24 protein-coding genes are annotated in these 26,355 nt (G+C 51.0%); all 24 read left to right on the forward strand.

Annotation, left to right across the window (positions count from 1 at the left end; genetic code table 11):
• Window positions 1-33: 33 nt before the first annotated feature.
• The 24 genes from KJZ99_00550 (at window position 34) to KJZ99_00665 (ending at window position 26,355) form a co-directional block, all read left to right on the forward strand.
• Window positions 34-1,023 carry a MoxR family ATPase gene (locus KJZ99_00550; protein ID MCL4304387.1) on the forward strand — a complete coding sequence of 330 codons (990 nt, stop codon included), beginning with the start codon at window positions 34-36 and terminating at the stop codon, window positions 1,021-1,023.
• A gap of 78 nt (window positions 1,024-1,101) precedes the next feature.
• Complete coding sequence (locus KJZ99_00555) at window positions 1,102-1,905, forward strand: DUF58 domain-containing protein (protein ID MCL4304388.1); 804 nt, start codon at window positions 1,102-1,104, stop codon at window positions 1,903-1,905.
• Entirely contained in the window at window positions 1,902-2,804 is a 903-nt protein-coding gene (locus tag KJZ99_00560; GenBank protein ID MCL4304389.1) for a hypothetical protein, read from the forward strand. The genes KJZ99_00555 and KJZ99_00560 overlap by 4 nt, the downstream gene beginning before the upstream one ends.
• Window positions 2,801-3,784, forward strand: coding sequence for a VWA domain-containing protein (locus KJZ99_00565; protein MCL4304390.1), 984 nt, complete (start codon window positions 2,801-2,803; stop codon window positions 3,782-3,784). Before KJZ99_00560 ends, KJZ99_00565 begins: the two co-directional genes overlap by 4 nt.
• A complete protein-coding gene (locus KJZ99_00570; GenBank protein MCL4304391.1) occupies window positions 3,781-4,824 on the forward strand; it encodes a VWA domain-containing protein in 1,044 nt (347 codons plus the stop codon). The genes KJZ99_00565 and KJZ99_00570 overlap by 4 nt, the downstream gene beginning before the upstream one ends.
• The gene (locus KJZ99_00575) at window positions 4,821-5,579 is read left to right on the forward strand and encodes a hypothetical protein (protein MCL4304392.1); all 759 of its coding nucleotides are present in this window, start codon (window positions 4,821-4,823) and stop codon (window positions 5,577-5,579) included. The genes KJZ99_00570 and KJZ99_00575 overlap by 4 nt, the downstream gene beginning before the upstream one ends.
• On the forward strand, window positions 5,579-7,345 hold the full coding sequence (locus KJZ99_00580; protein ID MCL4304393.1) for a BatD family protein: 1,767 nt from the start codon (window positions 5,579-5,581) through the stop codon (window positions 7,343-7,345). Before KJZ99_00575 ends, KJZ99_00580 begins: the two co-directional genes overlap by 1 nt.
• Window positions 7,342-8,085: a tetratricopeptide repeat protein gene (locus tag KJZ99_00585; protein ID MCL4304394.1), complete on the forward strand. Its 744-nt coding sequence runs from the start codon at window positions 7,342-7,344 to the stop codon at window positions 8,083-8,085. Before KJZ99_00580 ends, KJZ99_00585 begins: the two co-directional genes overlap by 4 nt.
• A gap of 22 nt (window positions 8,086-8,107) precedes the next feature.
• Entirely contained in the window at window positions 8,108-8,638 is a 531-nt protein-coding gene (locus KJZ99_00590) for an SPOR domain-containing protein (protein MCL4304395.1), read from the forward strand.
• Between the two features lie 84 nt (window positions 8,639-8,722).
• Window positions 8,723-9,766, forward strand: coding sequence for a glycosyltransferase family 2 protein (locus KJZ99_00595; GenBank protein ID MCL4304396.1), 1,044 nt, complete (start codon window positions 8,723-8,725; stop codon window positions 9,764-9,766).
• Window positions 9,763-12,690, forward strand: coding sequence for a DUF2723 domain-containing protein (locus KJZ99_00600; GenBank protein ID MCL4304397.1), 2,928 nt, complete (start codon window positions 9,763-9,765; stop codon window positions 12,688-12,690). The genes KJZ99_00595 and KJZ99_00600 overlap by 4 nt, the downstream gene beginning before the upstream one ends.
• A 29-nt stretch (window positions 12,691-12,719) precedes the next feature.
• Window positions 12,720-13,469, forward strand: a complete 750-nt coding sequence (locus tag KJZ99_00605) for a hypothetical protein (protein ID MCL4304398.1) — start codon at window positions 12,720-12,722, stop codon at window positions 13,467-13,469.
• Between the two features lie 88 nt (window positions 13,470-13,557).
• Window positions 13,558-14,022, forward strand: coding sequence for a 5-(carboxyamino)imidazole ribonucleotide mutase (gene purE / locus KJZ99_00610; protein ID MCL4304399.1), 465 nt, complete (start codon window positions 13,558-13,560; stop codon window positions 14,020-14,022).
• Complete coding sequence (locus tag KJZ99_00615; protein MCL4304400.1) at window positions 14,019-14,732, forward strand: polyprenol monophosphomannose synthase; 714 nt, start codon at window positions 14,019-14,021, stop codon at window positions 14,730-14,732. The genes purE and KJZ99_00615 overlap by 4 nt, the downstream gene beginning before the upstream one ends.
• Window positions 14,733-15,593, forward strand: coding sequence for a glycosyltransferase family 2 protein (locus KJZ99_00620; GenBank protein ID MCL4304401.1), 861 nt, complete (start codon window positions 14,733-14,735; stop codon window positions 15,591-15,593).
• 87 nt (window positions 15,594-15,680) lie between these two features.
• Window positions 15,681-16,679 (forward strand): acetyl-CoA carboxylase carboxyltransferase subunit alpha, encoded by a 999-nt coding sequence (locus KJZ99_00625; protein ID MCL4304402.1) that lies wholly within the window; start codon window positions 15,681-15,683, stop codon window positions 16,677-16,679.
• A 34-nt stretch (window positions 16,680-16,713) separates the two neighbouring features.
• Window positions 16,714-17,085, forward strand: coding sequence for an acyl-CoA thioesterase (locus tag KJZ99_00630; GenBank protein ID MCL4304403.1), 372 nt, complete (start codon window positions 16,714-16,716; stop codon window positions 17,083-17,085).
• Window positions 17,082-18,065, forward strand: a complete 984-nt coding sequence (locus KJZ99_00635) for an NAD-dependent epimerase/dehydratase family protein (protein ID MCL4304404.1) — start codon at window positions 17,082-17,084, stop codon at window positions 18,063-18,065. The genes KJZ99_00630 and KJZ99_00635 overlap by 4 nt, the downstream gene beginning before the upstream one ends.
• Before the next feature lie 147 nt (window positions 18,066-18,212).
• A complete protein-coding gene (locus tag KJZ99_00640; protein MCL4304405.1) occupies window positions 18,213-21,140 on the forward strand; it encodes a DEAD/DEAH box helicase in 2,928 nt (975 codons plus the stop codon).
• Window positions 21,137-22,654: an acetyl-CoA carboxylase biotin carboxylase subunit gene (locus tag KJZ99_00645; GenBank protein MCL4304406.1), complete on the forward strand. Its 1,518-nt coding sequence runs from the start codon at window positions 21,137-21,139 to the stop codon at window positions 22,652-22,654. The genes KJZ99_00640 and KJZ99_00645 overlap by 4 nt, the downstream gene beginning before the upstream one ends.
• Window positions 22,655-22,740: 86 nt before the next feature.
• A complete protein-coding gene (locus KJZ99_00650) occupies window positions 22,741-23,154 on the forward strand; it encodes an acetyl-CoA carboxylase biotin carboxyl carrier protein subunit (protein MCL4304407.1) in 414 nt (137 codons plus the stop codon).
• A gap of 8 nt (window positions 23,155-23,162) precedes the next feature.
• On the forward strand, window positions 23,163-24,809 hold the full coding sequence (locus KJZ99_00655) for a methylmalonyl-CoA mutase (GenBank protein MCL4304408.1): 1,647 nt from the start codon (window positions 23,163-23,165) through the stop codon (window positions 24,807-24,809).
• Window positions 24,809-25,591 (forward strand): biotin--[acetyl-CoA-carboxylase] ligase, encoded by a 783-nt coding sequence (locus KJZ99_00660; GenBank protein MCL4304409.1) that lies wholly within the window; start codon window positions 24,809-24,811, stop codon window positions 25,589-25,591. The genes KJZ99_00655 and KJZ99_00660 overlap by 1 nt, the downstream gene beginning before the upstream one ends.
• Window positions 25,588-26,355, forward strand: a complete 768-nt coding sequence (locus KJZ99_00665) for a type III pantothenate kinase (GenBank protein MCL4304410.1) — start codon at window positions 25,588-25,590, stop codon at window positions 26,353-26,355. Before KJZ99_00660 ends, KJZ99_00665 begins: the two co-directional genes overlap by 4 nt.

Raw genomic sequence — 26,355 nt, forward strand, 5'->3', positions numbered from 1 at the left:
TGAATTGTAACAAATTGGAAAGTAGCAACTTGTATGGACGCGGATATTCGAGAACTCACCCTCCGGATTGAGCGGGAAGCAGAACTCGCGGATCGCATTCTCACAGAGGCAGGGAAGTTAGTAGTCGGTCAGAAACCAATGCTCGAACGGCTTCTGATTGGATTGTTCAGCAATGGCCACGTCCTGTTGGAAGGTGTACCCGGGTTGGCAAAGACACTGACTATCAAGACGCTTGCGTCTACCGTTTCTGCACACTTCCAGCGGATTCAGTTCACTCCAGACTTGCTTCCTGCAGACCTTGTTGGCACGCTTGTCTACAATCAGAAAGATGGGAACTTTACGACCAAGAAGGGGCCGGTATTCTCGAATTTCGTGCTCGCAGATGAAATTAACCGTGCACCTGCAAAAGTGCAGTCCGCTCTCTTAGAGGCAATGCAAGAGCAACAGGTTACCATCGGCGAACACACATATCCGCTTCCACAGCCATTTCTGGTTCTCGCGACACAGAACCCGATTGAGCAGGAAGGTACCTACCCCTTGCCTGAGGCGCAGGTCGATCGATTCATGCTGAAGGTAAAAGTTGACTATCCACGCCGTGATGAAGAAGCGCGCATCATGCGCACATTCTCGCGCAGTGAGCTGCAGGCCATCAACCCAGTCGCCACGCCAGAAGAACTGCTTCGCATACGTGGACTTGTAGAGTCAATTTACGTGGATCCTAAGATAGAAGACTACGTGCTTGACATAGTTTTCACGAGTCGGCAACCGGAGCACCACAAGTTGCCTGAGCTCAAACCGCTGATCCAGTACGGAGCCTCTCCGCGTGCCTCAATCTTTCTTTTGAAAGCTGCGCGAGCGCACGCTTTCTTAAGGCATCGCGGCTATGTAGTGCCTGAAGATATTAGGGCGATCGGCATGGACGTTCTGCGCCACAGGATTGGGGTTACGTATGAAGCGGAGGCGGAGGAAGTCTCGAGCGAGGCCATTGTTGAAAAGATTTTTGGCGCTGTAGAGGTCCCGTAACCCGTGCTTGAGACTCGTGAGATAGTACGCAAAGTCCGCCAGATCGAGATTAAGACTCGAGGCTTGGTGAATGAAGTCATGTCTGGAGAGTACCATGCCGTGTTCAAAGGGCGCGGCATGAATTTCTCTGAGGTAAGAGAGTATCAAATCGGTGACGATGTCCGAACGATTGATTGGAACGTCTCTGCGCGAACGGGAAGGCCCCACGTCAAGCTTTTTGAAGAAGAGAGAGAACTTGTCGTGATGCTTCTTTGTGACGTGTCAAGCTCTTCACTCTTTGGTTCGGGGCGTGCGCTGAAAATGGACATCGCGGCCGAACTCGCAGCCGTGCTCGCTTTCTCCGCAATTAAGAACAATGACAAGGTTGGATTACTGCTGTTCACAGATCATGTTGAGAAGTTCATTGCGCCACGCAAAGGTCGTTCGCATATATTGCGAATTCTTCGCGAACTCATAACTTTTGAACCGAAGCGGAGCGGCACAAGCCTCAACGTCGCTCTTGAGTACATGCTGAACGTTCTGAAGAAGCGAGCGATCGTCTTTCTGATATCTGACTTCATTGATCAGGATTATGTCCGGCCCTTGAGAGTCTGTGCGCGTAAACATGACTTAATGGCTTTGCACCTCACAGATCCTCGCGAAACCTCATGGCCCAAATCAGGATTAGTGAAACTTCATGATGCAGAGTCAGGGGCTTCTCTGTGGATAGATACGTCGTCGACAAGTGGACGAAAGATCTTACAAACGGAATTCAGACTCTGGCAGGAAAGTGTAAAGCAGTTGATGCAACGGTCCGGTGCGGACTATGCAAGTCTAAATGTTGCTGAGGACTACGTGCGGAGCCTTGTCACAATGTTTAAGAGGCGCGAGCAGCGAAGATGAAGCTGCATGGTATCGAGCGAACATTGTTGGTTCTGGAATTCATGTTTTTGGGTGCAGCAATCGCCTCCGCTCAAATCCATGTTGGCGATCCAATTGAGTATAGAGTGAAGATCACCCCATGTGACAGCGTGGAAATCCTTGAACCGAAGGGCGTCCCGTTGCGCGTCCTTCCCGGCAAGCGTCAGATCGCGCCAGAAAGCGGCGGTGAAATTGTGTTTCACGCAGCACTCTTTGATACAGGTGCGTTCGATGTGCCGGCACTGCGTGTGGTAGCATATGGCTCAGGACAGCCGCTGGACACATTTCTCTCGGATGAGAGGCACATTCAAGTTGTGTCACTCCTTGACGACACTGCGGCTACACCCAGGCCAATAAAGCCGTATGTTGAGCATCCACTTCGATTTGCCGATTTATGGCGGGAATACGCACATTGGGTGGCCATCGCGCTCGGAGCGGCTGCCTTACTGTTTGCCTTCATTTGGTGGCGTAGGCGGACTAAGCAAGGAATCAAGGAGCAAGTCCTTCCGCAGCTACCTCCTGCGGAACTTGCTTTGAGGGAGCTAATTTCGTTGCGGGACAAGAAGTATCCGGATAGAGGAATGGTCAAAGAGCATTACAGTGAATTCTCTGAAATCATGCGGCGATACTTAGAAGGCAACTATTCATTTCCCGCACTTGAGATGACTACTCATGAATTATCCCTTGAATTCAAGCGGGAAGAATTGCCCACGTGCTGGCGGCAGGAACTCTTGCCAATCCTTTTTGAGGCGGACTTGGTAAAATTCGCAAAGGAAGTGCCTTCACTTTCTGATTGTGCGAAGATTTTGGACACAGGATTTCGTCTTGTAGAACTCACTCGTCCACACGAAGAAGATGCGACGGAGAAACAAGCAGCATGAAATTCGCGAATCCCGAATTCTTCTGGCTGTTTCTGCTGATTCCCTTGGTTACGTATGTGTATCTCTTTCGGGAACAGTATCTTCGCACTGACATTAGGTTTCCGACACTTTCGCACATTGGGGGAATGTCGCGCACGGTGCGCGTCCGGTTAAGGCACGCTCCGTTTGTCTTACGAGTTGCAGGCATGTCACTGCTTATTGTTGCACTTGCTAGGCCACAGGCGTTCGATACGGAGAGCAAACGCTCGATCGAGGGAATTGATATTGTCCTGTGTATCGATATTTCGACTTCGATGGCCGCCGAGGATCTGAAGCCCGATCGTCTCGAGGCGGCTAAACGTGTCGCGGCAAGCTTTGTTCAGCTACGGACTCACGATCGTATCGGAGTAGTCCCATTTGCTGCTGAAAGTTTCACGCAAGTGCCCCTCACGACGGACCACAAGGTCTTGCTCAGCCTTTTAGGGCAGATTCAAATGCGAATGGTCGAGGATGGCACTGCGATCGGTACGGCTTTGGCGACCTCAATCAACAGACTCCGCGACTCAGATGCAAAGTCGAAAGTGATCATATTATTGACAGACGGGCAGAATAACCGTGGCGAAATTGACCCGTTGACCGCTGCTCAGGCTGCACGAGCTTTGGGCGTTCGTATCTATACAATAGGTGTCGGCACGCGCGGTGTGGCGCCTTATCCGGTCGAAACGGTTTTCGGGAAGCGCTACCAGAATGTGCAGGTTAACATTGATGAAGAGATGTTAACGGAGATCGCGAATCAGACTGGTGGACGCTATTATCGAGCGACGGATGACAAAAGTCTGGCAGAGATCTATGAAGTGATCGATCAACTCGAGCGCACAAAGATTCAGGTTGAAGAGTATAAGGAAGTCGCCGAGCTATTTGGGCCATGGTTGACGTCGGCCATACTTTGTCTTGCGTTAGAAGCTCTTCTTGGCCTGACGTGGTTCCGAAAACTGCCATGATACGCTTCGCTGCACCGCACTTTCTCTGGCTGCTATTGTTTGTTCCGGTTCTTGGCGCTTTCTGGTCCTTCGTACTTCTTCGCGCTCGATCAAAGATGCATTCAATCATCCCTGAACCCCTGCTTTCCCGAGTAGCATATGGCCGGAGTAGCGCGCGAAAGTGGATGAGAATGGGCCTATGGTTGACTGCAGCGATTCTACTCTTGCTGGCTCTTGCACGCCCGCAAATCGGAACAAAACTCGAGGAAGTAAAACGCGAGGGCGTGGATGTCATGATTGCTATTGACCTTTCCAACAGCATGCTCTGCGAGGATTATGCTCCATCGAGGTTAGAGAGTGCAAAGTACTCAATCCAGAAGTTCATTAACGGTCTGAAAGGCGACCGCGTCGGCTTAATTGCGTTCGCAGGGGCTGCAATCTATCATTGCCCACTAACGACGGACTATGGAGCTGCTAAACTCCTGACTCGGATTCTGAACACAGCAATCGTTCCCGAGCAGGGAACTGCACTTGCAGAAGCTATTCAAATGGCAATTCAGTCGTTCCAGAATGACGAGAAGTCGAAGAGCAGGGTTCTTGTGATCATAACCGACGGTGAAGACCATGAACCTGCAGCGATTGAAGCTGCGCAGGAGGCTCGCAATCAAGGCATCATTCTATACGCAATTGGAATGGGAACTCCGCAGGGAGCGCCAATCCCCTTGAAAGACACCACTGGCCGAAATGCCGGCTATAAGAAAGACGCACAAGGGCAAGTGATTATAACCCGTCTGAATGAACAGCATTTGATGGAGCTAACCGACATTGGTGGCGGAGAGTATGTGAGGGCCACTCCTGGCGGGAAGGAGCTTGATCGGATTTGGGATGATCTTAGCAGGATGGAGAAGACTGAGTTTGGCCAAATGCAGTTCACAGCTTATGAGGATCGTTATGCATTCTTCGTGTTTCCTGCATTTCTCTTATTGCTGCTTGAACTCCTGATTGGTGAGCGCGCGGGTCAGTTTGCAGGTTTTGGCAGTCTAAGGAGGGCAAGATCGTGAAAGCACTCATCGTCTTGATATGGGCTGCTACTGCGTTCGGGGCGCTACCGTCAACAGAGGTCAAAAAAGGAAATGATGCGGCGAAGGCTAGAATGTTGGATGAGGCGCAGTATCACTATGTGAAAGCGCTTGAGAACGAGGCCGACACCGCCGTGGTCATGTACAATCTTGGTAACGCATTGTTTGATGCAGGCGAATTCGAGCGCGCGCAACAACTCTACAGCGCCGCAATTGATACAATTAAAGGGCGCAGCATGCTCTCGAGCACCCTTTATAACATGGGAACCGCGAGTATTCTTGCACAAGACTATGATAAGGCGATAGGCGCTTTAGTTGAAACACTTCGTCAGAATCCGGCCGATCAGGACGCGAAGGTAAATCTCGAACTTGCACTACGTTTGAAACGAGAACAAGAGCAGCAGCAAGACCAGAACCAGCAGGAAGAGAATCAACAACGAGATCAGAGTCAGGACAAAAATCAGGAGCAGAAACAAGACCAGAATGGGCAGCAACAAGAGCAGTCCGAAAAGCAAGAGGATAGTCAACAAGAACAGCAGCAGCAACAACCAGGTTCGCAAGAGAACCAGCAAGGCGATTCAACAGAAGCACAGCAAAGCCGGCCACAGCCACAGCAGATGACTAAGGAAGAGGCCGAGCAGCTTCTCAATGCGCTGCTGCAGAGCGAACAAAAGACGTTGGAAGAGGTTCGCAAGGCGAAAGCTGTCTCGAAGAAGAAGAAAGAGCGAGATTGGTGATGATCCGATTTCTTATCTTTGTGCTTTTGGCTTCACAGTCTGCCATGGCTCAGTACAGCTTCCAGGCAAAACCGAGTCGAACGTCTGTGCCCGTTAATGAACCATTTGAAGTGACATTCACCTTCGAAGGCGCAGCATCTGGTCTGCCGACACCTCAGCCCAAACAATTGACAAACTTAAGTCTTATTGGGGGGCCGTCCACATCAACCCAAACGAGCATAATCAACGGCCGTGTGTCATCGTCAAAGAGTTTCACCTATATATTGCAAGGAACTGCACCTGGTCCTGCGGTTCTTGGAGCTGTAGAAATCGTCTACCAGGGCAAGAGGTATTCCACCTCGCCGTTGACCATATCGATAGTGGCAGCTGGGGAGCGCACGGGAAATGAGCGCCAGGAGGTGTTCATTCAAGTGATACCAGACAAGAGAGATGCTTACATAGGGGAACAGATCGTCCTGACTTACAAGATGTACTTCTCTACAAGCATCTTTGCGCCCGAGATCAAAGAGCTGCCCAAAGCCACTGGCTTCTGGACCGAGGAGTTTGAGTTGCCTAATCAACTCGTTCCTCGAGATGAAATTGTGGATGGTATGAGTTACAAGTCGATCGTCTTTCGCAAAGTCGCATTGTTTGCAACAACGGCCGGTGAGTTGACGGTTGATCCGCTCACCGCAGTCGTACAGGTAGAGAGGCGACAGGCATCACGACGAGGGCGCGATCCCTTTATGGATGATCCATTCTTTAGCCTTGGGCGACGACGAGAATCAGTGCAAGTCTCATCACGTGCTTTGAAGCTCAATATCAAGCCACTGCCGGATGGAAGGCCGCTCGGCGAAGTCGCAGTAGGCAGGTTCACTGCGACGGCACGGGTCGACAAACAACGAGTCGCGTCAAATGATGCAATAACGCTGACCGTGCAGATACGCGGAACTGGCAATATCCGAACACTTCCAGTGCCTAAGATCAGTTTCCCGCCTGATTTTGAAACATTTGAACCCAGATCAACGGACCAGATAAAGCGTGGTCCGGACCGGATCTCCGGAACCAAGACTCTGGAGTACGTACTGATCCCAAGGGCTGCCGGTGTGCAAACAATTCCGTCTTTAAGTTATACTTTCTTTGATCCGCAGACCAAACAGTTTGAGATAGCCGAAACTGAACCACTGTCTATCGAAGTTGAGCGAGGTCGCAGTAGTGATGGCTCAATGCCATTCGAGACGAAGCGTGAAGTGCGTTCCATTGGGCAGGATATTGCCTTTGCGAAGTCTGATCAGGGGAAGCTTGTTAAGACTGGAGCACTTCCGCATCAGAGTGCGGGATTTTGGATTGCGATTTCCATTCCGTGGTTCGCTTTGGCCGGATTTGCCGTATTTACGCGCCGTAGTGCTGTGCTAAGTCGGACCATTCCTGTTCGCCGCAGACGCGTGCTTCGTAACTCAAGACGCATGATAGACCAGGCTGAAAAGCTGGTGGGTGCCGGCAATGTTGAAGATGCGACTCGTCTGTTGATTCAGAGTGTGCAGATAATCCTCACGGAATGGACTGGTCTTGCTGCGTCGACTCACACTACAAGCGACTGGGAAGAGCAGTGGTTGTCGAAAGGGCAGAGCTTCGATCAATGGCAATCCTTGCGTAGCGCTTTGGATATCAGCGAGCGTGCGCGTTATGCAGGAGGGAGGCCTTCCACAGCAGATGTTTCTGCGTCGCTTAAGAGTGTGGAGAGTGTTATTGCTCAACTTGGCAACGAAGTCGAGGTCAGGTCGTGAGGAGTGTCATTGTACTTCTATTCAATCTGTTCACGGCATTCGGTGTGGCGCTTGGAAATGCGTCTTTCGATGCGGGACTTGCCGCGTACCAAGACGGCAAGTGGGAAGCAGCCATTCAGCATTGGCAGAGAATTGTGGATAGTGGTGAGAGCAGCGGTGCGCTCGAATACAATTTGGGGAACGCCCACTTTCGATTGGGGAACTTGCCACAGGCAATATTGCATTACGAACGCGCATTGAGATATCAACCGTTCGATCGCGACACGCAACATAACCTAATACTCGCCAACCGTGGGATAATCGATCAGATCACGCCCTTGCCTCGCCTCGGAATTTGGCACTATGCGGACCGCATCCGTGATGCACTATCACCGGGTTGGCTGCTAAACGCGTTGTTGATTCTGAATCTGGTAACTGCGGTCTTGTTTGGTGGCTACTTACTGGGGTCTGGATCCTTGCGCGCGTGGTCTCTGCGTGGAGCGATTACGGTGCTGGTTTTGCTTGGAGTAGGTGGCGCATGGTACGTGTGGAGGAGTAGCGCAGTGACGGTTGCGCAGGCGATAGTGATGGCCGAGAAAGTCGATATCTATTCTAGCCCTTCGGAAGTGTCGACGCCATTGTTTGCGTTGCACGAGGGCACAAAAGTTACACTTGGCGAAGAACTTTCGAGTTGGGTTGAAGTCGTCCTTGCTGACGGCCGCAAAGGCTGGATGCCTCGCGAATATGCAGAAAAGATTTAGATACGCAATAGTTCTCGCAATCATGCCTGGAGTCTTGTCTTCGTGTGCTGGATTCAGTCCTTTCGCTTCCCGAAAGGGAGTTGCAGAACAGGACACAGACAGTGTTGCTAAAGACTCATTGCTGGTTGACCCATGGTCACTTGGTCCCGACGTATTCAAATCAAATGCGGACTCGGCGGAGGTGAACGAATCGCTCCCTACAAAAGCCGAAGTCATGGATCCGAATGGCCAAGCTCCATTGTCGGTCAACGACTCACTTTCAGCGTTTCAAGAGACGCCGGAGATTGAGCTACTGGTGCAGCCAGTTCAATCCGCTGTTGTCTTCGGCTATGCACTCGAGATTGGTGCGTACCTTGATCGAGCCAAAGCAACGACTACGGCAGCGCGAGCCTCTACGTCAATAGGCTTGCCCGGCACACTAAAATTTGAGAACCCTTATTATAGAGTACGTTTGGGGGAAGTGGCAACCCGCGCCGAAGCAGATTCTCTCTATCGAGTCGCTATGACGAGAGGCTACCACGATGCGTCCATAGTGGTGATTGAATTACGATAGATCACGTGATTGACATTCGGGGATAAGCTTGACAATTCCTCGGATATTCCTTATTTTCTTATATTTCCCGCCTAACGGGGGCCGATGCCGCCTCGCCCACTGGTCAGCATCATTATTCTAAATTACAATGGTTTAGAGTTTCTTCCAAGGTGCTTGGACTCTCTGTCGCGCACGGAATACCACCCTTTTGAGATTATTGTGGCCGACAACGGCTCTACTGATGGAAGCCTTGACCTCTTGCGCGGCAGCTATCCAGATGTTCAGATCCTAGAGTTGGAAGAGAATTGGGGTTATAGTGGGGCGTATAATCGAACAGTCCCGCAGTCTAATGGTAAGTATTGTGTTCTTTTGAACTTTGATGTTGAGGTCGAGCCAGATTGGCTGAGTCCAGCAGTCGACCTCATGGAGTCTGATCCGCGCATTGGAGCTGTTCAGCCGAAACTGAAGGCCTATCAAGATCACTCAAAGTTCGAGTATTCAGGCGGCTCGGGTGGATTCATTGACGCGTACGGTTTTCCTTTCGTTCGAGGACGTTTGTTCCACACGACCGAGGAAGACCATGGCCAGTACGACGATATCCATGAAGTCTTCTGGGCCACTGGAGCTGCCCTTATCGTTCGGCGAGATTGCTTCGTTGAAGCAGGAGGATTGGACGAGGACTTCTTCATGCACATGGAGGAGTTGGACTTTTGTTGGCGATTGTGGTTGACCGGATTCAAAGTTGCAGTGGCTCCGGCAGGGACTGTCTATCATTGGGCGGGTGCTGCCTTGTCAGCGAATAGAATTCGGAAGATGTATTTGAACCACCGCAATAGCCTTGCGATGATGATAAAGAATTATGGGACCGCCCGATTGCTGAAACGCCTGCCTGTTCGGATCCTGCTCGACTGGCTTGCAGTATTGACTTCCCCCTTCCAGGGCGAGGCAAAAAGGGCAGTCGCGGTTTTGTGGGCGCACGCCTACATCCTTGTGAATACGCCGGCGATTTGGTCAAAGCGTCGCGCAGTGCAGCGAATGCGGCGACTCCGTGACGCACAGCTTGACCACGTGATTATTCCGATTAGCATAGTATATCGTTACTTTGTTAAGAAACAAACGACCTACAGTAAACTGAACCTGAGCCTGTGAAATTTAGCATTAAATGGTGGTGTGCTGCCGCGGTTTTCTCGGTTTCCCTCATTGTCTACTCTTTGACGATGGCAGATACCGTATCATTTTGGGATTGTGGTGAGTTTGCTGCCTGTTCGTATACACTTTCAGTCCCCCACCCGCCAGGCTCGCCGCTATTCTTGCTCGTCGGCCGCGTCTTTTCAATTCTTCCTGTATCGCCTGACATAGCTGTCCGAGTGACGTGGATGTCGGTGCTATCGAGCGCGATCGCTGTGCTCTTGCTCTTCTTGATCATTGTTCGACTTCTGCGCCATTTGCGCGGGATGGAAGAGACTGTAACCGACAAGATAATAGTTTACGGTTCGGCTGCAGTAGGTGCGCTCACTCTGTCTTTTTCGTATTCGATGTGGTTTAACGCCGTCGAGTCGGAAGTTTATGCTATGAGCCAGCTTCTGACACATTTGGTTGTATGGCTAATACTGGTCTGGCACGAAAAGGCTGATGAGCCAGGTAACGAACGCTGGCTGCTTCTCATTGCGTATGTTATCGGATTGGCGACCGGCGTGCACTTGTTGATGATTCTGGCCATTCCTGCGATTGCCTTGGTCATCTACTTCCGTCGCCGGACTTTTGAGATGAAGAGCTTCGTCGGCATGATTGCCTCGACGGGCGTATTGTTTATCTTGGTGTATCCGGGCGTGGTGAAGTGGCTGCCAACTCTTGCAAGCAAGTTTGAGAGCCTCTTAGCGCCTTTTGCGGTCTTTGTTTTGCTTGCAGGAGCTTTCTGGTGGGCTGCAAAGAATAGACATGGCATCATCGGCACTGCCGTCGCAGGCCTACTGCTTGTGATTATAGGATACTCGAGCTATGCCATGATCTACATTCGCTCGGGACTTAATCCACCGATTGATGAGAACGATCCTGAGACTCCTGCAGCCTTCCTGAGCTACCTAAACCGTGAGCAGTACGGTGACAGGGCAATGTTTCCTCGAGTGTGGAAGGGTAACCCGAATTACAAGAGCGAGTGGAACTTCTTCTGGGACTATCAGATCAATAAGATGTTCAACCGCTATTTACTGTGGCAGTTCGTTGGCAGGGAAGGTGCGCCGAAACACGAGTTTCAGGATGCTGGTGTTGAACCAGTCTACTCTCCGCTGACAGTCTTGTTCGGCCAGTCCAGCGGGATGGTTCGTTGGCTAGCCATACTGACTTGTGCACCACTGTTGTTGGGACTCTTAGGCTTTTTCCATCAGTATGCTCGTGACAAGTCCGGTTGGCTGGTAGTAGCAACTCTCTTCTTTATGACGGGATATGCCGTGATTCTTTACCTGAATCAGGATGACCCGCAACCGCGTGAACGTGACTATTCATACGTCGGTGCGTTCTTTGCGTTCTCGATTTGGATTGGCGTGGGTGCTATGGCGGCATTGGACTGGGTGGCGAAGAGGTTGAAAAATTCTAAGCAGGCTCTTGCCGGCGTGGTCGCTCTCCTTATTGTCCTCGCTCCGGGCATTTTGCTCGCACGCAACTATTCCATGAATGACCGCAGCGGTAGTTATGTCGCTTTCGACTACAGCTATAACATGCTTATGTCGTGCGAACCGAATGGCATTATATTCACGAACGGTGACAACGACACATTTCCCGTATGGTATCTTCAGGAAGTAGAGGGAATTCGCAAGGATGTCCGGCTGGTCAACTTAAGTTTGTTGAATACAGGGTGGTACATTAAGCAGTTGCGGGACAGGGAGCCAAAGGTCCCGATCTCGTTTAACAACGCATATATTGACCGCTACATTGATGGGACGGATGCGCAGGCACTGCTTTCTCGCTATTGGCCGACAGATAAGCGCCGCGTCGAGCTGAATACCCCACAGGGGCGCATGAGCTGGGATGTACCGGGCGCGATGTACATTCCCTATAAGCAAGGGGAACCTCGCGACCCAAATTTCTTGCGTGTACAGGATCAGATGATTCTGGATATCATGCGCACGAACTATGACCCGTCCAAGACTCCAACCCCCAAGTCGATCTACTTTGCCGTCACAGTGGCAAATTCGAATATGATCGGCTTGCGGGATTTTCTGACGATGGAGGGTCTCGTCTTCAGAGTTACTCCGGCCGGGACTCGAGGCATTGATGCAGAGCGGATAAAAACACATCTTCTGGAAACCTTCAAGGGGCGTTTCAGGGGTATTGCGGATCCTGGCGTTCATTTTGATGACAATGTCTCAAAACTGCTTCAGAATTACCGTTCTGCCTTCCTGCAGCTTGCATATTACTATCGTTCTCAGCCGGACCCGGTAGGTTTTGAACCGAGGAAGTTTGGGACGTTGGATGAGCAGATAGCCAACTTCGACCAGATGTCAAATCGTGATAAGGCACTCGCGATTATGAAGTATATGGATCGTGAGATCCCGGAGGAAGTTCGTCCGATCAGCAATATTGAATTGTCGCTGCAGATTGGGAGAATGTTCAGCGAGGTTGGCGATGACAATGAATTGCGACTTCGCCTCGATTGGGCTGAAGAACGCCGAGACCTTGATTTTGAATCGCGCATGCGGATCGCTGGAATGTACGCTGGCGCGATCGGAGATACGGCAAGGGCCGCTCAAATTGCCCGCGCAGCACTTGGGGAAACCCCGACTTCGGAACAGCTGTATCAGGCGGGCACGACACTCTATACGTCAGATGCACCTGGAATGGCGGTTGAGTTTTTCGAGCGGATGTTACAGCTTGATCCTCGGAACGGCCAGGCCATCGGCGGCTTGCTTCAGGCATACGACCGCTTGGGAAGGCTTGAGGATGCTGTGAAGCTGCTGGAGAGCTGGTTAGTCACAACCCCGAACGACGCGGGCGCACGTCGCAGATTGGAAGACTTGCGCGGCAAGTTAGCCGCTCGAGATAGCAAAGCCGCAGAAGCGGCAGAAACGCAAAATTAACGCAATCTTTCGAACTTCGGAGGCAGAGTATGTACCGACTTCTGGGAACCCTTTGTATTGCATCCTTGCTGACACTGTCGGTGACAACGACCAGTTTTGCCTATGAAAGCCCGCGCAAGTATGGCATTCAGATGGGCGGTGGTTTCGGAATCTATGACATGGGGGACATTACCCTGGCAACGGACTATCTTTCTGCCCGTCGAGCGGGCAATACGACTACAACTGCCGATGCAGGGTTTATGGGCAACTTGGCGCTCATTTATCGACCGGCAAGACACCAAATGTGGGAGATTGGATTCAACCCACTGTTCGATGTTGAGAATCTTGTCGAGAATAGTGCAGGTGATTCGCTTACAACTGGGCAAATCCTCATGCACGCAAACGAGTTCTATGCGAAAGCCACAGTTGTCACTTATCCTTCAGAGCGCCTGAATTTGAACTTTGGAGTCGGACTTGCCTACTATAATTGTGAGATGCAGGTGCAAGACGAATTCTCGAGCAGATTCTACTATGATGCCGTTGGACGCGCATTCGGGCTGATCGGATCAGTCGGCTTAGAGCTTGGGTTGGCAGAGCGAGTCGGTCTCTATCTTGGTGCTGGCGGACGTTGGGCCAACGTGACAAACTTCTCGCATGAGTCTTCCGCAGGAGTCCGAAGCAGCGTACCCGTTCTGGGCGGCAGTCGCCCCTGGGAGGTGAATCTCTCAGGCGGATACGGACAACTCGGCCTCCGCTTCTATTTCGATAAGGTGACGCCGCCAATCGATTTCTCACGATAGCTTTAAGCTTTTTCTTGGATACGAGTGACCATCTTGACTGTTTCGTCAGGATGGTCATTTCCTAAGTAGACTTGCCAGAGGATTATTCATGTCTGGGACAAATATCCTAATCTTACTTGGTTCAGAGAGTGACCGAGATCAGTTTGCTGAAACCGCAAAGTATGCGGACTATTTCGGAATATCGTGGTCCATAGAGGTGATTTCTGCGCACCGAGATCCTGAACGCTTGCGAAGCCGCCTTCACCAGGCAGAGCAAGAGGGAACAGACGTGCTTATAGCGTGCGCTGGAATGGCAGCGCACTTGGCAGGCGCGTGTGCGGCTCACTCCGTGCTTCCCGTAATCGGAGTGCCCGGCGCAGGTTCGACACTTGGAGGACTAGATGCCCTGCTTTCGACCGTGCAGATGCCAACGGGTGTTCCCGTTGCGACTGTGGCAATAGGCAAGGCGGGGGCCCGCAATGCCGTTATACTTGCAGCTCAGATGATTTCGATTAAGAGGCAGGAGATTAGAGACAAGCTGCGTGCTTTCAAGCTGGCGGGCTCTAAGATTTGAAGTCGCTGGTGATCATCCCGACTTACAATGAGCGGGAAGGTATCGAAGCGATCATCCGAGCCGTCCTTGCGCAAGAAGGTGGCGTTGACATATTGGTCGTTGATGACAACTCGCCGGATGGGACGGCAAGTATTGTCAAGTCTTTGCAGGCCGATGAACCGAGGTTGCATTTGCTCACAAGATCAGGCAAACTTGGCCTGGGGACGGCCTATGTCGCTGGCTTCAAGTATGCAATTGATCTCGGATACGAAGCAGTGTTTGAAATGGATGCCGATTTCTCGCATGATCCAGCCATGATTCCGCAGTTTCTTGAGAAGATTCAGGAATTTGACTTTGTGTTGGGGTCTCGATACGTGAATGGTATTTCGGTCGTGAATTGGCCTCTGTCACGCCTGATGCTAAGCTACTTCGCCTCTTACTACACCAGGATCATAACAGGCATGCCGATCAAAGATCCGACAGGAGGCTTTAAGTGCTTTCGAACGAGTGTTCTGAAGTCGATTGATCTTGACAACATCAGATCGAATGGGTACAGTTTCCAAATAGAAATGAACTTCAAGGCGTGGAAGAAGCGATTTCGATACATTGAGATTCCGATAATATTTGTGGATCGGCGTTACGGCAAATCGAAAATGTCTAAGGCAATTATTCGAGAAGCGGTTTGGATGGTCTGGAAACTTAGAATGAAGTCAATTCTTGGCAAGCTGTAGATGGATGCGCGACCGTGCGTATCTGTTGTTATTGTCAGCTACAATTCCTCAGAGACGATAGGATATTGCCTTGCTGCACTTAACGAGACTTCAGCTCGATGGATTGAAAACGTTGTCGTAGTCGACAACCTCTCATCAGACGGCTCAATTAGGCTGCTTGAAGAACACCATCCGGATGTATGCCTTGTTCAGAATCCAGCAAACCTTGGATTTGGCAAAGCCTGCAACATCGGGGCATCACTTGCGCGTGGATCGTACCTTCTTTTTTTGAATCCCGACGCTTTTGTCGACTGTGGAACCATTCCCGAACTCATCAGTATTCTTGATGCGCGCTCCAGTGCCGGTTGTTGTGGGCCGGTAATCTACAATAAGAGTGACACTCCAGACCCTGCGTGCAGAAGGGGTTTTCCTACGCCATGGAATGCACTTGGTCGGCTGTTCTATCTCGATCGCCTGTTTCCAGCAAGCCGCACTTTCTCGAGTTACTCATTGCATTGGCTGGGATTTGACCGGGAAGCGATAGTGGATTGTGTCTCAGGCGCTTGCCTTTGTATTCGAAAAGATGACTTTGAGGCACTTCGAGGTTTCGACGAAGACTTCTTTCTCTTTGGTGAAGATATCGACCTCTGCAAAAGGCTGGCCAATCTTGGACGCGAAACTTGGTTTGTGCCCTCCTCGCGAGTGCGCCACATCGGTGGCCACAGCATGAAGCAAGACACGTCGCGTGCGAATCGAGAATTTTATCACGCGATGCATCTTTACATGAATAAGCATTTGACGACGCTACCGCGATGGATGTTCGGAGTAGTTCACATGGGGATTCGCTTTCGCGAGTGGCTGGAGAAATTTGTTGGACATTAAGTTAGGGACGGCCAAGTCCTCTTTGGATGAGGGTATTTTATGAGCAGCACAAACGTTCAAGATAAAGCCAAGGTAACGGGCACCGTGATGCCGAACGGCACATCAGGGGCGGCGAAGTCCTTTGCCAGTACTTTCGTACTTGAGTTTGAGAAGCCGATTGTCGAGCTGGAGCATAAGATCGAAGAAATGCGTGCTCTTGCTGCTAGCTCTGGCATGTCAAATTTCGCAGTTGAAATTGAGCGCATGCAGAAGAAGGCTACTCGCATGCGCGAAGAGGTCTTTTCAAAGCTCACGCGCTGGCAGAAGGTCCAGCTTGCCCGCCACCCTCGGAGACCATATACTTTGGACTACATCGAACGCATTTGTTCAAGTTTTCTCGAACTTCACGGCGATCGATGTTTTGCTGACGATCATGCGATTGTATCCGGAATTGCCGAAATGGAAGGCTTTCAACTCGTCATTATGGGTCATCAAAAGGGACGAGGCACTAAAGAGAACATTTATCGAAATTTTGGTATGGCGAATCCGGAAGGCTACCGCAAGGCAATTCGCCTTCTATCGCTGGCTCAAAAGTTTCGCCTCCCAGTCGTGACGTTCATAGATACTCCTGGTGCGTATCCCGGATTAGGTGCTGAGGAGCGTGGCCAGGCAGAAGCCATTGCCCGTAGTCTATATGAGATGGCACGTCTTGAAGTTCCGATTATGACTTTTGTAATTGGTGAAGGGGGATCAGGGGGTGCACTCGCAATTTCTGTTGCCGACCGCATTTTCATGCTGGAGTACTCTATTTACTCGGTCATCTCCCCAGAGGGTTGCGCGTCTATCCTCTATCGTGATGCAGGTCAGGCTGCACAGGCGGCAGAAGCGCTTAAGCTTACTGCAGACGATTTGCTTGAGCTTGGCATCATTGATGGCATTATACCTGAACCTGCCGGCGGTGCACACGAAAACTATGATGAGATCGCGAAGAGGATCAAGGATAGAATATTGAGCACGTTGCCAGAACTGATTGGCGAATCCCGGCAAAAACTGCTTGAAGCCCGACACCGAAAGTATGAGCGAATCGGATACTTCCTCGAGTCATAATTCGAATGTGCTGCGGTTTGTCAGCAGAGTTCGCGTGCGATACGCGGAAACCGACGCGATGGGATGGGTTTACTATGCGTGCTATTTCCATTACTTTGAGGTGGCAAGATCAGAACTGATCCGTGAAGTCTGGAAATCTTACAGGCGGATCGAGGACGAAGAGGGCATGAGGCTACCTGTAATAGAGACGGGTTGTTCCTATGTAAGTGGCGCGAAGTATGAAGATGAACTGGAAATTGACACGGAGTTACGAACCTACGGTGCAAGGGTTCGCTTTGACTATCTTGTCCGACAGTCCTCGAACAATGCGCTTGTTGCACGAGGATATACCGAACATTGCTTTGCCGATCATAACGGAAGACCCAAACGCATGCCACCGGCATTTCTGAGACTCTTTCTCACTTGAAGCCAAGAGCATTAATCACGGGAGCAACAGGTTTCGTAGGCAGCCATGTTGCAGAGCAAATGCTTCAGGCGGACTTCCAAGTCCGCTTACTTGTTAGAGACCCGAGTCGAATTCGCTGGCTGAAGTCGGCGCAATTCGAGATTTGCGTTGGGGACATCACGGATAGTGACTCAGTACGCAGTGCCGTTCACTCGGTCGACTGTGTAATTCACTGTGCGGGACTGACGAAAGCTGTAAGAGAGAGCGATTACCATGCCGCGAATGGCGAGGCAACAGCAACAATTGCCCGCGCCAGCGAAAGTGCAGGTGTACGTCGCTTCGTCTATTGCTCTTCGCTTGCCGCGTGTGGACCGTCAAAAGAGGGCCGTGCACTAACAGAACTTGATCCGCCGCAGCCGATTACTGCGTACGGGCGGAGCAAACTTGCTGGTGAAATAGCAGTTCGCGAGGAATTGTCGGCAGCAGAGTGGATCATTATTAGACCCCCGGCTGTCATGGGACCTCGCGATGAACAATTTGTTCCGCTATTCAAGATGATGCATTCGTGGCACCTATATACACAAGCTGGTTTTCGTTCAAGACAGTATAGCCTTATAGGTGTTGAGGACCTCGCGCAGTTCATCGTCACAGCGTCCACAACAATGGTAGGCGTTCGCGAAACCTATTTCGCAACGATGCCTGAACCCGTTGCGTGGTGTGAAGTGGCTCGCGCTTTTCATGCTAATACGGGCAGGAAGTGCACTCGTGTGATCGTGCCTGAAATGATAGCAAGAGCGATTGGATGCTTGGGTGAAATTCAAATGAAAGTGAGCGGCAAACCCGTTCTCTTGGGTGCGGACAAAGTACGTGAGATAGTCGCCGACGGCTGGACATGCAGTGACGAGAAGATGTTTCGCACGTGGGGTATGCGTTGCAGGGATGACATTGAGACTGTCGTGGACAAGACATACAGGTTTTATATTGACAATAAGTGGATTTAAGGGTGTTAGTGGGCGCAGCTTCCGCTAAGAAGAACCAGGTTCCCAAGAAGAGAATTCCTCTGCCTACGAAACCGCCCAAAGTGGAACCGAAGCCAAACGCGTACAAGCGTAAGGTCAAGCATCCCGGAAAATGGCTGGATCCAGACGATGCAACTAGAGCGGTTGACGACAAGACTTGAGCACGACTCACTGCTAAGGACAGCAATCGTTCACACTCAGGTGCTGCCCGGACGTGCTGCTGTCTATCAGAAACCAAAAGAGCGTTTAGCAGAACCAATAGAAAAGGCACTCAAAGCGTTCGACGTTTCGCAGTTGTATGCTCACCAGGCGGTCGCTATCGACATTGCGCGCCACGGCAAAGACTTTGTGGTGGTAACACCAACCGCAAGTGGCAAGTCGCTGACATACATTCTGCCGATCCTTGACCACTTGACAGCCGACCCCCATGCAACTACGTTGCTTTTGTTTCCATTAAAAGCGCTTGAACAGGATCAAGCAGCAAAGCTCCGTAAGTGGCAGGAAGAGCTTCGGGGCAAGATAGACTTTTCCCTCGGAGTCTTCGACGGGGACACTTCGCCCGTTGAACGGCAACGAATCAAGAAGCATCCGCCGAACATCTTGATCACGAATCCAGACATGCTGCATCAGGGCATTCTGGCTTACCATCATAGTTGGGAGAAGTATCTTCGACAACTGAAGTATATTGTGATCGACGAACTGCATGCCTATCGAGGCGTCTTCGGATCACACATTCTTCAAGTGCTAAGAAGACTTCGACGTCTTTTGCACTATTATGGTGCAAAGCCTCAGTTCATTTGCCTTTCGGCAACCATCGCGAATCCTTTGGAGTTTGCAAGTATTCTGACTGGAAAGCAGATGGACATCATTGAGGATTCAGGTGCCCCAAGCCCTCCCCGTGAGTTCTGGTTGGTGAATGCTACGGATACCTCGCTCACAAATGCAGTTACAAAGTTGCTGACACACTCGTTAGACGCGGGATTGAAGACTATTGCATTCACGAAATCGAGAGTGGCAACAGAGATCATATATAGATCACTAAAAGAGTCAAGACCTGAGCTCGCCAAGCGTGTGAGTTCCTACAGAGCTGGATTTCTTCCGGAGGAGCGTAGAAGGATTGAAAAAGGTCTCGCGTCAGGCGACCTTGATGGTGTTGTCTCGACAAGTGCATTGGAGTTAGGGATCGATATCGGCGGCCTGGATGTGTGTATTCTCGCGGGATTTCCCGGCAGCATGATGTCATTATGGCAGCGTGCTGGTCGAGTTGGGAGGAGAGAAAATCGAGCAGCAGTTATTCTTGTCGCGGGAAGCGACCAACTCGACCAGTACTTCGCCCGTAAAGCTGAAAGCCTTCTCACTCGTCCGTTGGAGCGGGCTCTTATCAATCGCGACAATGAGCACATTTTACGTCAGCATTTGCCTGCGGCTGCTGCTGAGATCCCTTTAATGGCTGATGATCCTTACATCGAAGTCGCTGAGTATTCAACAATTCTTGCTGAGCTTGAGCATGAACGAGCGTTACTCAAGAGCGCTTCCGGAAAGCAATGGTTCCCTGGGCGGCCGAGACCGCACGCAGCTGTGGACTTGCGAAATGTTGGTGGGGTTTTCGGAATTATTGACACGAGTATTTTAAAGCATGCTCAGATCGGCACCATTTCCGGTAATTCCGTATTCAGGGAGTGTCATGACGGCGCGGTATATCTGCATCGAGGTGAACCCTATTGCGTTACATCTTTGGACATTGTCAGGAGAGAGGTGCATGTAACGCCTCACCAAAGTCCAACGTACACAATGGTCAGGACTCAAAAGGAAACTGAAATTCTTGATGTGCGTGAAACGCGGACACTTGGCTCTTTTGTCGCTCGTCTTGGTGTGCTTAAGGTAACTGAGCACTATGTTGCATACGAGCGTCGAAGACTCTATTCCCAGGAACTGTTATCCGTCGAACCGCTGACTTTGCCGCCACAGAGCTTTACGACTATTGGCTGTTGGATAGAGCTGCCTGCTTCCATGCAGGAAGTGCTTGCAGAAACTGAAAATCACTTCATGGGTTCCATCCATGCTATTGAGCATGCCGCAATTTCCTTGACGCCCCTTCTTGCGTTGTGCGATCGAAACGACCTTGGCGGAATTAGCTTCACGAAGCATCCTCAGCTTCCAAACGGTGCAGTGTTCTTTTACGATGGTTATCCGGGCGGCGTCGGTATATCGGAATGCATGTATGATGCGCTTGAAGATCTTCTTGCAAAGACAGGTGATCTAATTTCCCGTTGCACATGTTTGGAGGGCTGTCCGTCATGCGTGCAGTCGCCGAAGTGCGGTTCGGGAAATCGTCCGCTTGACAAGGTAGGTGCAACACGAGCAATCCAAATGCTGTTGTGTGAAACGCAGAATGCCGCAGAGCCTGTTCAGCTCGACCTGAATCACACGAGAGACAGAGTCACAGATTCTCCTGTCTGGGCACCTCAAGACATTCCTGCAGACAAACGCGTTCTAGTGTTTGACCTTGAAACACAACTTTCTGCAGACGATGTCGGGGGATGGAAGCAGGCCAGGCAGATGCGTCTTGCCGTTGCTGCAGTGTGGGACAGCGTGACTGGCGAAACGACGGCTTATCTGGAGCACGAAGTGGAGGAACTGCTGGCACACTTGAAACGAGCTGACCTTGTCTGTGGTTACAATGTCAAGAAGTTTGACTATGAGGTTTTGCGAGGGTACACTTTTGAATCTCTCCACCTGTTGCCAACACTGGATTTGCTTGAGGTGATTGTTATGCATCGTGGTGGCCGTCTGAAGCTGGATTCCATCGCAAACGCGACGCTTGGTGTCAGAAAGAGCGCGGATGGTCTACAGTCCTTGACGTGGTTTAAGAGTGGCGAGATTGAGCGCGTATCCGATTATTGTAAAAAGGATGTGGAGCTGACGCGTGACATTCTCCGCTACATTCTTGCGCATGGATGCGTCTTTTTTCATGATAAGTCGGGAGAATCAATTAGACTTCCGATAAACATAAGTATCGAAAGATACTTGGGACAAAATAGTTCAGCAGTTTCATGAAGTCAGTCTTGATCGCTAACAGAGGCGAAATCGCGGTACGTATCGCGCGCACTTGCCGTGAAATGGGACTCAACACAATTGCTGTGTACTCGGATGCAGACCGTGAAGCTTTGCATGTACGAGAAGCAGATCAATTTGTCTCACTCGGTGGATCAACTCCCGCGGAGAGCTACCTCGCGCAGGATAAGATCATTTGCGCGGCACTTGAGTCGGGGGCCGATGCAATTCACCCGGGCTATGGATTCCTTTCAGAGAACTCCGTATTTGCAGAGAAAGTCGAGAGAGCGAATCTTACATGGATTGGACCTCCACCTGCTGCGATACGCGCAATGGGATCAAAGACAGAGGCTCGTGCATTGATGCTGAACGCAGGCGTTCCCGTCGTTCCGGGCACGAGGGGAGCGGTTTCGGATGCCGGCGAAGCGATCCAGTTCGCTCGTTCAGTTGGCTATCCGTTACTGCTAAAGGCTGCCGCTGGAGGCGGGGGCAAGGGAATGCGTGTGGTTCGCGAGGATCATGAATTGGAAGGTGCTCTTGCTGCTGCACAAAGGGAAGCGCAAGCTGCATTCGGAGACGCAGCAGTATACATAGAAAAGTATCTTGAAGCGCCAAAGCATATAGAGGTTCAGATTTTTGCTGACAGTTTTGGGAATGTTGTGTATCTTGGCGAGCGCGAGTGTTCGATGCAGAGACGTCATCAAAAGATAATTGAAGAGGCTCCTTCTCCTGCTGTATCGCCGGAATTAAGAGCAAGAATTGGGGAAACCGCAGTACTTGCCGCTAAGGCTTGTGGCTACATAAACGCAGGTACCTGCGAGTTTCTTCTTGACAAGGGTGGAGACTTCTATTTCTTGGAAATGAACACACGACTTCAGGTAGAGCACCCTGTTACTGAAGCTGTAACTGGCCTTGATCTCGTTCGATTGCAGATCGAGATTGCGCGAGGCAAGAAGATTCCTTTCACCCAGAATGAGATTCAGGCTCGTGGGCACGCTATAGAAGTCCGAGTGTATGCCGAGGAGGTTCTTGAGGGCTTCTTGCCCTCAACAGGCACGCTGTCCCTGTGGCGTCCACCTGTGGGCCCGGGTCTTCGTGAGGATACATGCATGTACGAGGGAGCAGAGATCAGCAGATTCTATGACCCGATGATCTCGAAGTTGATAGCATATGGTGAGAACCGAGAGGCGGCAATCGAACGGATGTCACGTGCGCTCTCGGACTATCGCATTGCAGGAGTAATGACCAATATCGGTTTCTGCAGGTTTGTACTCAACCGTGACGAGTTTCGATCCGGAAACTTTGACACAGGAACTGTCGAGCGTGTATTGCTGCCAGCATATCGAGACTACATTTCGCAGGAGGAAGCTGTGCCAACGTGGCTGCCCGGGGTCATTGCAGCTGCGAACAGGGAGTTTAAGATGGAGTTGAACTTCAGCGAAGCCAGAAGTCAGACAGTTCCAAGCAAGTGGAAGACCATAGGGCGTGGCATGGCGATGAATGGACGGAAGAGTTAATCGTGTTTGACCGATCACTTATCAAGATTGGAAGTACAACATACAGCGTCCAACAGACCGAGTCGGAACTCGTTGTGGATGGTGACATGTTTATAATACCAGAATTCACGCTCATTGACCGCCTTGTACGCGTGAGAATTAACGATCGCTACGAGGAGTTTGTTGTCAACCGAAATGGTGATGAACTGTGGCTCCATTATCGCGGACGCACTTTCCCTTTAGAAATCGAGACTGAACGGGAGAGGTTACTAAAAGTGGCTTCCTCGCACACTGATGTCGGGCATAGCGGCGCGTTAGTCAAGGCGCAAATGCCGGGCTTGGTTGCACGTGTTTCGGTATCGGTTGGGGATAAGGTCAAGCGTAGCGATCCAGTGGTAGTCCTGGAAGCGATGAAAATGGAGAATGAGATTCGTGTACCTGTTGATGGAGTTGTCAAAGAGATACGCGTAAAAGAGCGCGACTCTGTGGAAAAGGGAGCCGTATTGCTTGTTCTGGAGTAATTTAAGTCGTGCATGACGATTCCTTATCAAATCGAGAATCGTGGCTGAAAGCCCTGCAAGAGTTGACAAGTAAGAGTCCGGAGCGACGTAAGAGATTTGTCACTGAAAGTGGACTTGAAGTCGACACCCTGTATGAGCTGAATCCGAAGTTCGACGCATCTAAGGAACTCGGTTATCCTGGTCAATATCCCTTTACGCGTGGCGTCCAGCCCAACATGTATCGAGGACGACTATGGACTATGCGACAATACGCAGGTTTTGGAACAGCGGAAGAGTCCAATGTTCGTTATCGGTATTTGCTTGGACAAGGTACAACTGGCATTTCAGTTGCCTTTGACCTTCCAACGCAAATCGGGTACGACAGCGATTCGCCGCATGCAGTAGGTGAGGTCGGGCGGGTCGGCGTAGCAGTATGTAGCCTTGAAGACATGCACATCTTGTTCGAGGGTATTCCACTCGATGAGATCAGCACGTCCATGACGATCAACTCTACGGCTGCAGTATTGATGGCATTATATATCGCAGAGGCACGCTCGCGCGGTATCCCCGAGTCAAATCTTTCGGGCACTGTGCAGAATGACATCCTAAAGGAGTTCATCGCACGTGGAACATACATATTCCCACCTGAACAATCCTTGAGACTAGTGACAGATGTCATTGAGTATTGCCGGAGCCATTTGCCGAAATGGAACACGATTTCGATTTCTGGCTATCATATTCGGGAGGCAGGATCAACTGCAATTCAAGAGCTTGCCTTCACGTTTGCCAATGCAATAGCGTACGTGGATTCCGCGCTTGCAAGGGGTTTGGCAGTAGACGACTTTGGAAAGCGACTGGCATTCTTCTGGGGATGTCACAACAATTTCTTTGAGGAAGTCGCGAAGTTTCGTGCCGCGCGCAAGATCTGGGCACGTATCATGCGCGAAAGATTCGGCGCGACAGAGGTTGACTCATGGAAACTTCGATTCCATACGCAGACAGCAGGCTGTACGCTTACCGCGCAGCAGCCAGACAACAACTCGGTGCGTGTGACTATTCAGGCACTCGCGGCAGTGCTGGGAGGCACCCAAAGCCTGCACACAAATGCTCTTGACGAAGCCTTAGGGCTGCCCACAGAGCGAACGGCGCAGCTTGCACTGAGGACACAGCAGATCATTGCATACGAGTCAGGTGTTACAGATACGGTGGACCCGCTGGGTGGAAGCTACTTTGTCGAATCGCTAACAAACGAGATCGAGAGGTCTGTTTGGAAGGAAATTGATCATATTGATCGGATGGGTGGAGCAGTTAAAGCTATCGAGGCGCAGTACTTCCAGGACGCCATCGCGAGGGAGGCGTATAAGTATCAGAAGGAAGTGGAGCAGGGCGAGAGGACCATTGTTGGCGTGAACAAGTTCGTAGCGGAGGCTGACTCGGAAATGACTACCGTTCATATTGACCCAGTATTGGAGGAGAAGCAGCGGCAAAGGGTGGCGAATCTGCGTTCGTCAAGAGACAATACCAGAGTAGGAAGCGTATTAGAATCAGTTAGGATGTGCGCACGCTCAGAGAAGAATTTGATGCCAGTCTTGATTGATGCCGTGGAGCAGCGAGCTACGCTCGGAGAAATCACAGACTGTCTTCGAGAAACGTGGGGAGTGTACCGAGAGTCATAATGGAATGGGACAACAGAGTTTTTTGTTGGAACTTAGTTACTCGTCGCTTTGGCAGGGAAGTTTACTATGTTGAGGTAACTGACTCGACGAATCGTTGGATGCGCGGAAAGTTGGAATCCATAAGGCTAAGCGGGGCTGTCGTGGTAGCCGGCCATCAGACGATGGGGAGAGGTAGACACGATCGGAAATGGTACGACAGCCCGGGATCTTCTCTGCTTTGCTCAGTGTTTTTGAGGCTTGCGGATAGTGCAATACGTACTGGATACTTAACATTGCTTCCAGCAATTGCACTGGCAAGAGTCCTTAGAAAGCATGATCAGCTTGCAGAAGTCTCTCTCAAGTGGCCCAATGACGTCTTAATCGGTGGCCGCAAAGTTGCAGGCGTTCTCGCGGAAATGGTGGAACGTGACAGGCAATTGGCGGCGATCGTGGGTTTGGGTGTCAATGTCCAGCTTGTGCCTCGCATGAGTGTTGATGGGTCAACCGCACCAACATGCATCTTCGATTCTACTATGTGGCGCCCGCAACGAGAACTCCTACTGGCCAGCATTCTGTCGGAGTGGGAGCTGCTTTTCGATATGCTGCTCGGCAAGGAGTATGAGTTGATTCAAGCCGCTTGGGGCGAATTCGGTCCAATCCAAGGCACTCGGATGAAAAGAATCGAGTCCAATTCAATTATTGAGGGTACATTTGCTGGACTTGGGGAGTGCGGACAGCTGTTGCTTCGCGATGGGAATGGGGTACTACGTGAGATTCATAGCGGAGACGTTTCGTACGCATGAATAGCTTTCTTGCCATCGATATTGGCAATACCCATACCACAGTCGGGTTGTGGGAGAGTGGCGAATGGATGCACGAGTGGCGTTTTTCATCTCGAGCAATTCGGACCCAAGACGAGTGGACTGTCTTTCTGAGTAACACGCTTTCGCGTGCGGGCTTCCCTGATAGAAGAATCGAGAGCTGCGGCATCGCGTCAGTCGTCCCTGCATTGACCGGAGTGATTACAGGCGCATTACAAAACGTTGGCTTGGCGCCCACACTGGTAACGCACAGATTCTTGGGCGGTGTACGGATAGCCTATGATCCCCCGGAAGCCGTCGGTGCAGACAGAGTTTGTGGTGTGGCCGCGGCTCTGCATAAGTTCGGTCCGCCTGTGGTCGTAGTTGACTTGGGGACGGCGACGGTCCTGGATGTGGTCAGCCGTGAGCGAGTTTACCTTGGTGGTTTGATAGCCCCTGGTGTTGCAACTGCGGCGGAGAGTTTGGGGCATAAGGCAGCCCTGCTCCCAAGCGTCGAACTCGCTTTCCCTCCAAAGGTTATTGGCGAGACTTCAATTCATGCTATTCAGAGTGGAGTCCTCTATGGGACACTTGCGATGATCGATGGCCTTGTGCGCAGGATTCAAGAAGAGATTGGCGAATCGCCGGTCATCGCAACTGGTGGTTTCGCTGAGCTTATTCAAAGTAAGAGCCTTACAATAACCACAGTTGACCGACACTTAGTCTTGGAGGGTATTCGTCTACTTTGTTCCGGTGAGTTTAGATGA

Source organism: bacterium (genome assembly GCA_023382385.1).
In the GTDB taxonomy this organism is placed as follows: Bacteria; Electryoneota; RPQS01; order RPQS01; family RPQS01; genus JABWCQ01.

Bases quoted from the DNA above. Each gene is read 5' to 3' on its own strand.
- KJZ99_00665 (MCL4304410.1), top strand. From the start codon at position 25,588: ATGAATAGCTTTCTTGCCATCGATATTGGCAATACCCATACCACAGTC.
- KJZ99_00590 (MCL4304395.1), top strand. From the start codon at position 8,108: ATGCCTGGAGTCTTGTCTTCGTGTGCTGGATTCAGTCCTTTCGCTTCC.
- KJZ99_00570 (MCL4304391.1), top strand. From the start codon at position 3,781: ATGATACGCTTCGCTGCACCGCACTTTCTCTGGCTGCTATTGTTTGTT.
- KJZ99_00580 (MCL4304393.1), top strand. From the start codon at position 5,579: ATGATCCGATTTCTTATCTTTGTGCTTTTGGCTTCACAGTCTGCCATG.
- KJZ99_00645 (MCL4304406.1), top strand. From the start codon at position 21,137: ATGAAGTCAGTCTTGATCGCTAACAGAGGCGAAATCGCGGTACGTATC.
- KJZ99_00660 (MCL4304409.1), top strand. From the start codon at position 24,809: ATGGAATGGGACAACAGAGTTTTTTGTTGGAACTTAGTTACTCGTCGC.
- KJZ99_00605 (MCL4304398.1), top strand. From the start codon at position 12,720: ATGTACCGACTTCTGGGAACCCTTTGTATTGCATCCTTGCTGACACTG.
- KJZ99_00550 (MCL4304387.1), top strand. From the start codon at position 34: ATGGACGCGGATATTCGAGAACTCACCCTCCGGATTGAGCGGGAAGCA.
- KJZ99_00565 (MCL4304390.1), top strand. From the start codon at position 2,801: ATGAAATTCGCGAATCCCGAATTCTTCTGGCTGTTTCTGCTGATTCCC.
- KJZ99_00560 (MCL4304389.1), top strand. From the start codon at position 1,902: ATGAAGCTGCATGGTATCGAGCGAACATTGTTGGTTCTGGAATTCATG.
- KJZ99_00650 (MCL4304407.1), top strand. From the start codon at position 22,741: ATGTTTATAATACCAGAATTCACGCTCATTGACCGCCTTGTACGCGTG.
- KJZ99_00620 (MCL4304401.1), top strand. From the start codon at position 14,733: ATGGATGCGCGACCGTGCGTATCTGTTGTTATTGTCAGCTACAATTCC.
- KJZ99_00595 (MCL4304396.1), top strand. From the start codon at position 8,723: ATGCCGCCTCGCCCACTGGTCAGCATCATTATTCTAAATTACAATGGT.
- purE (MCL4304399.1), top strand. From the start codon at position 13,558: ATGTCTGGGACAAATATCCTAATCTTACTTGGTTCAGAGAGTGACCGA.
- KJZ99_00640 (MCL4304405.1), top strand. From the start codon at position 18,213: ATGCAACTAGAGCGGTTGACGACAAGACTTGAGCACGACTCACTGCTA.
- KJZ99_00625 (MCL4304402.1), top strand. From the start codon at position 15,681: ATGCCGAACGGCACATCAGGGGCGGCGAAGTCCTTTGCCAGTACTTTC.
- KJZ99_00555 (MCL4304388.1), top strand. From the start codon at position 1,102: ATGTCTGGAGAGTACCATGCCGTGTTCAAAGGGCGCGGCATGAATTTC.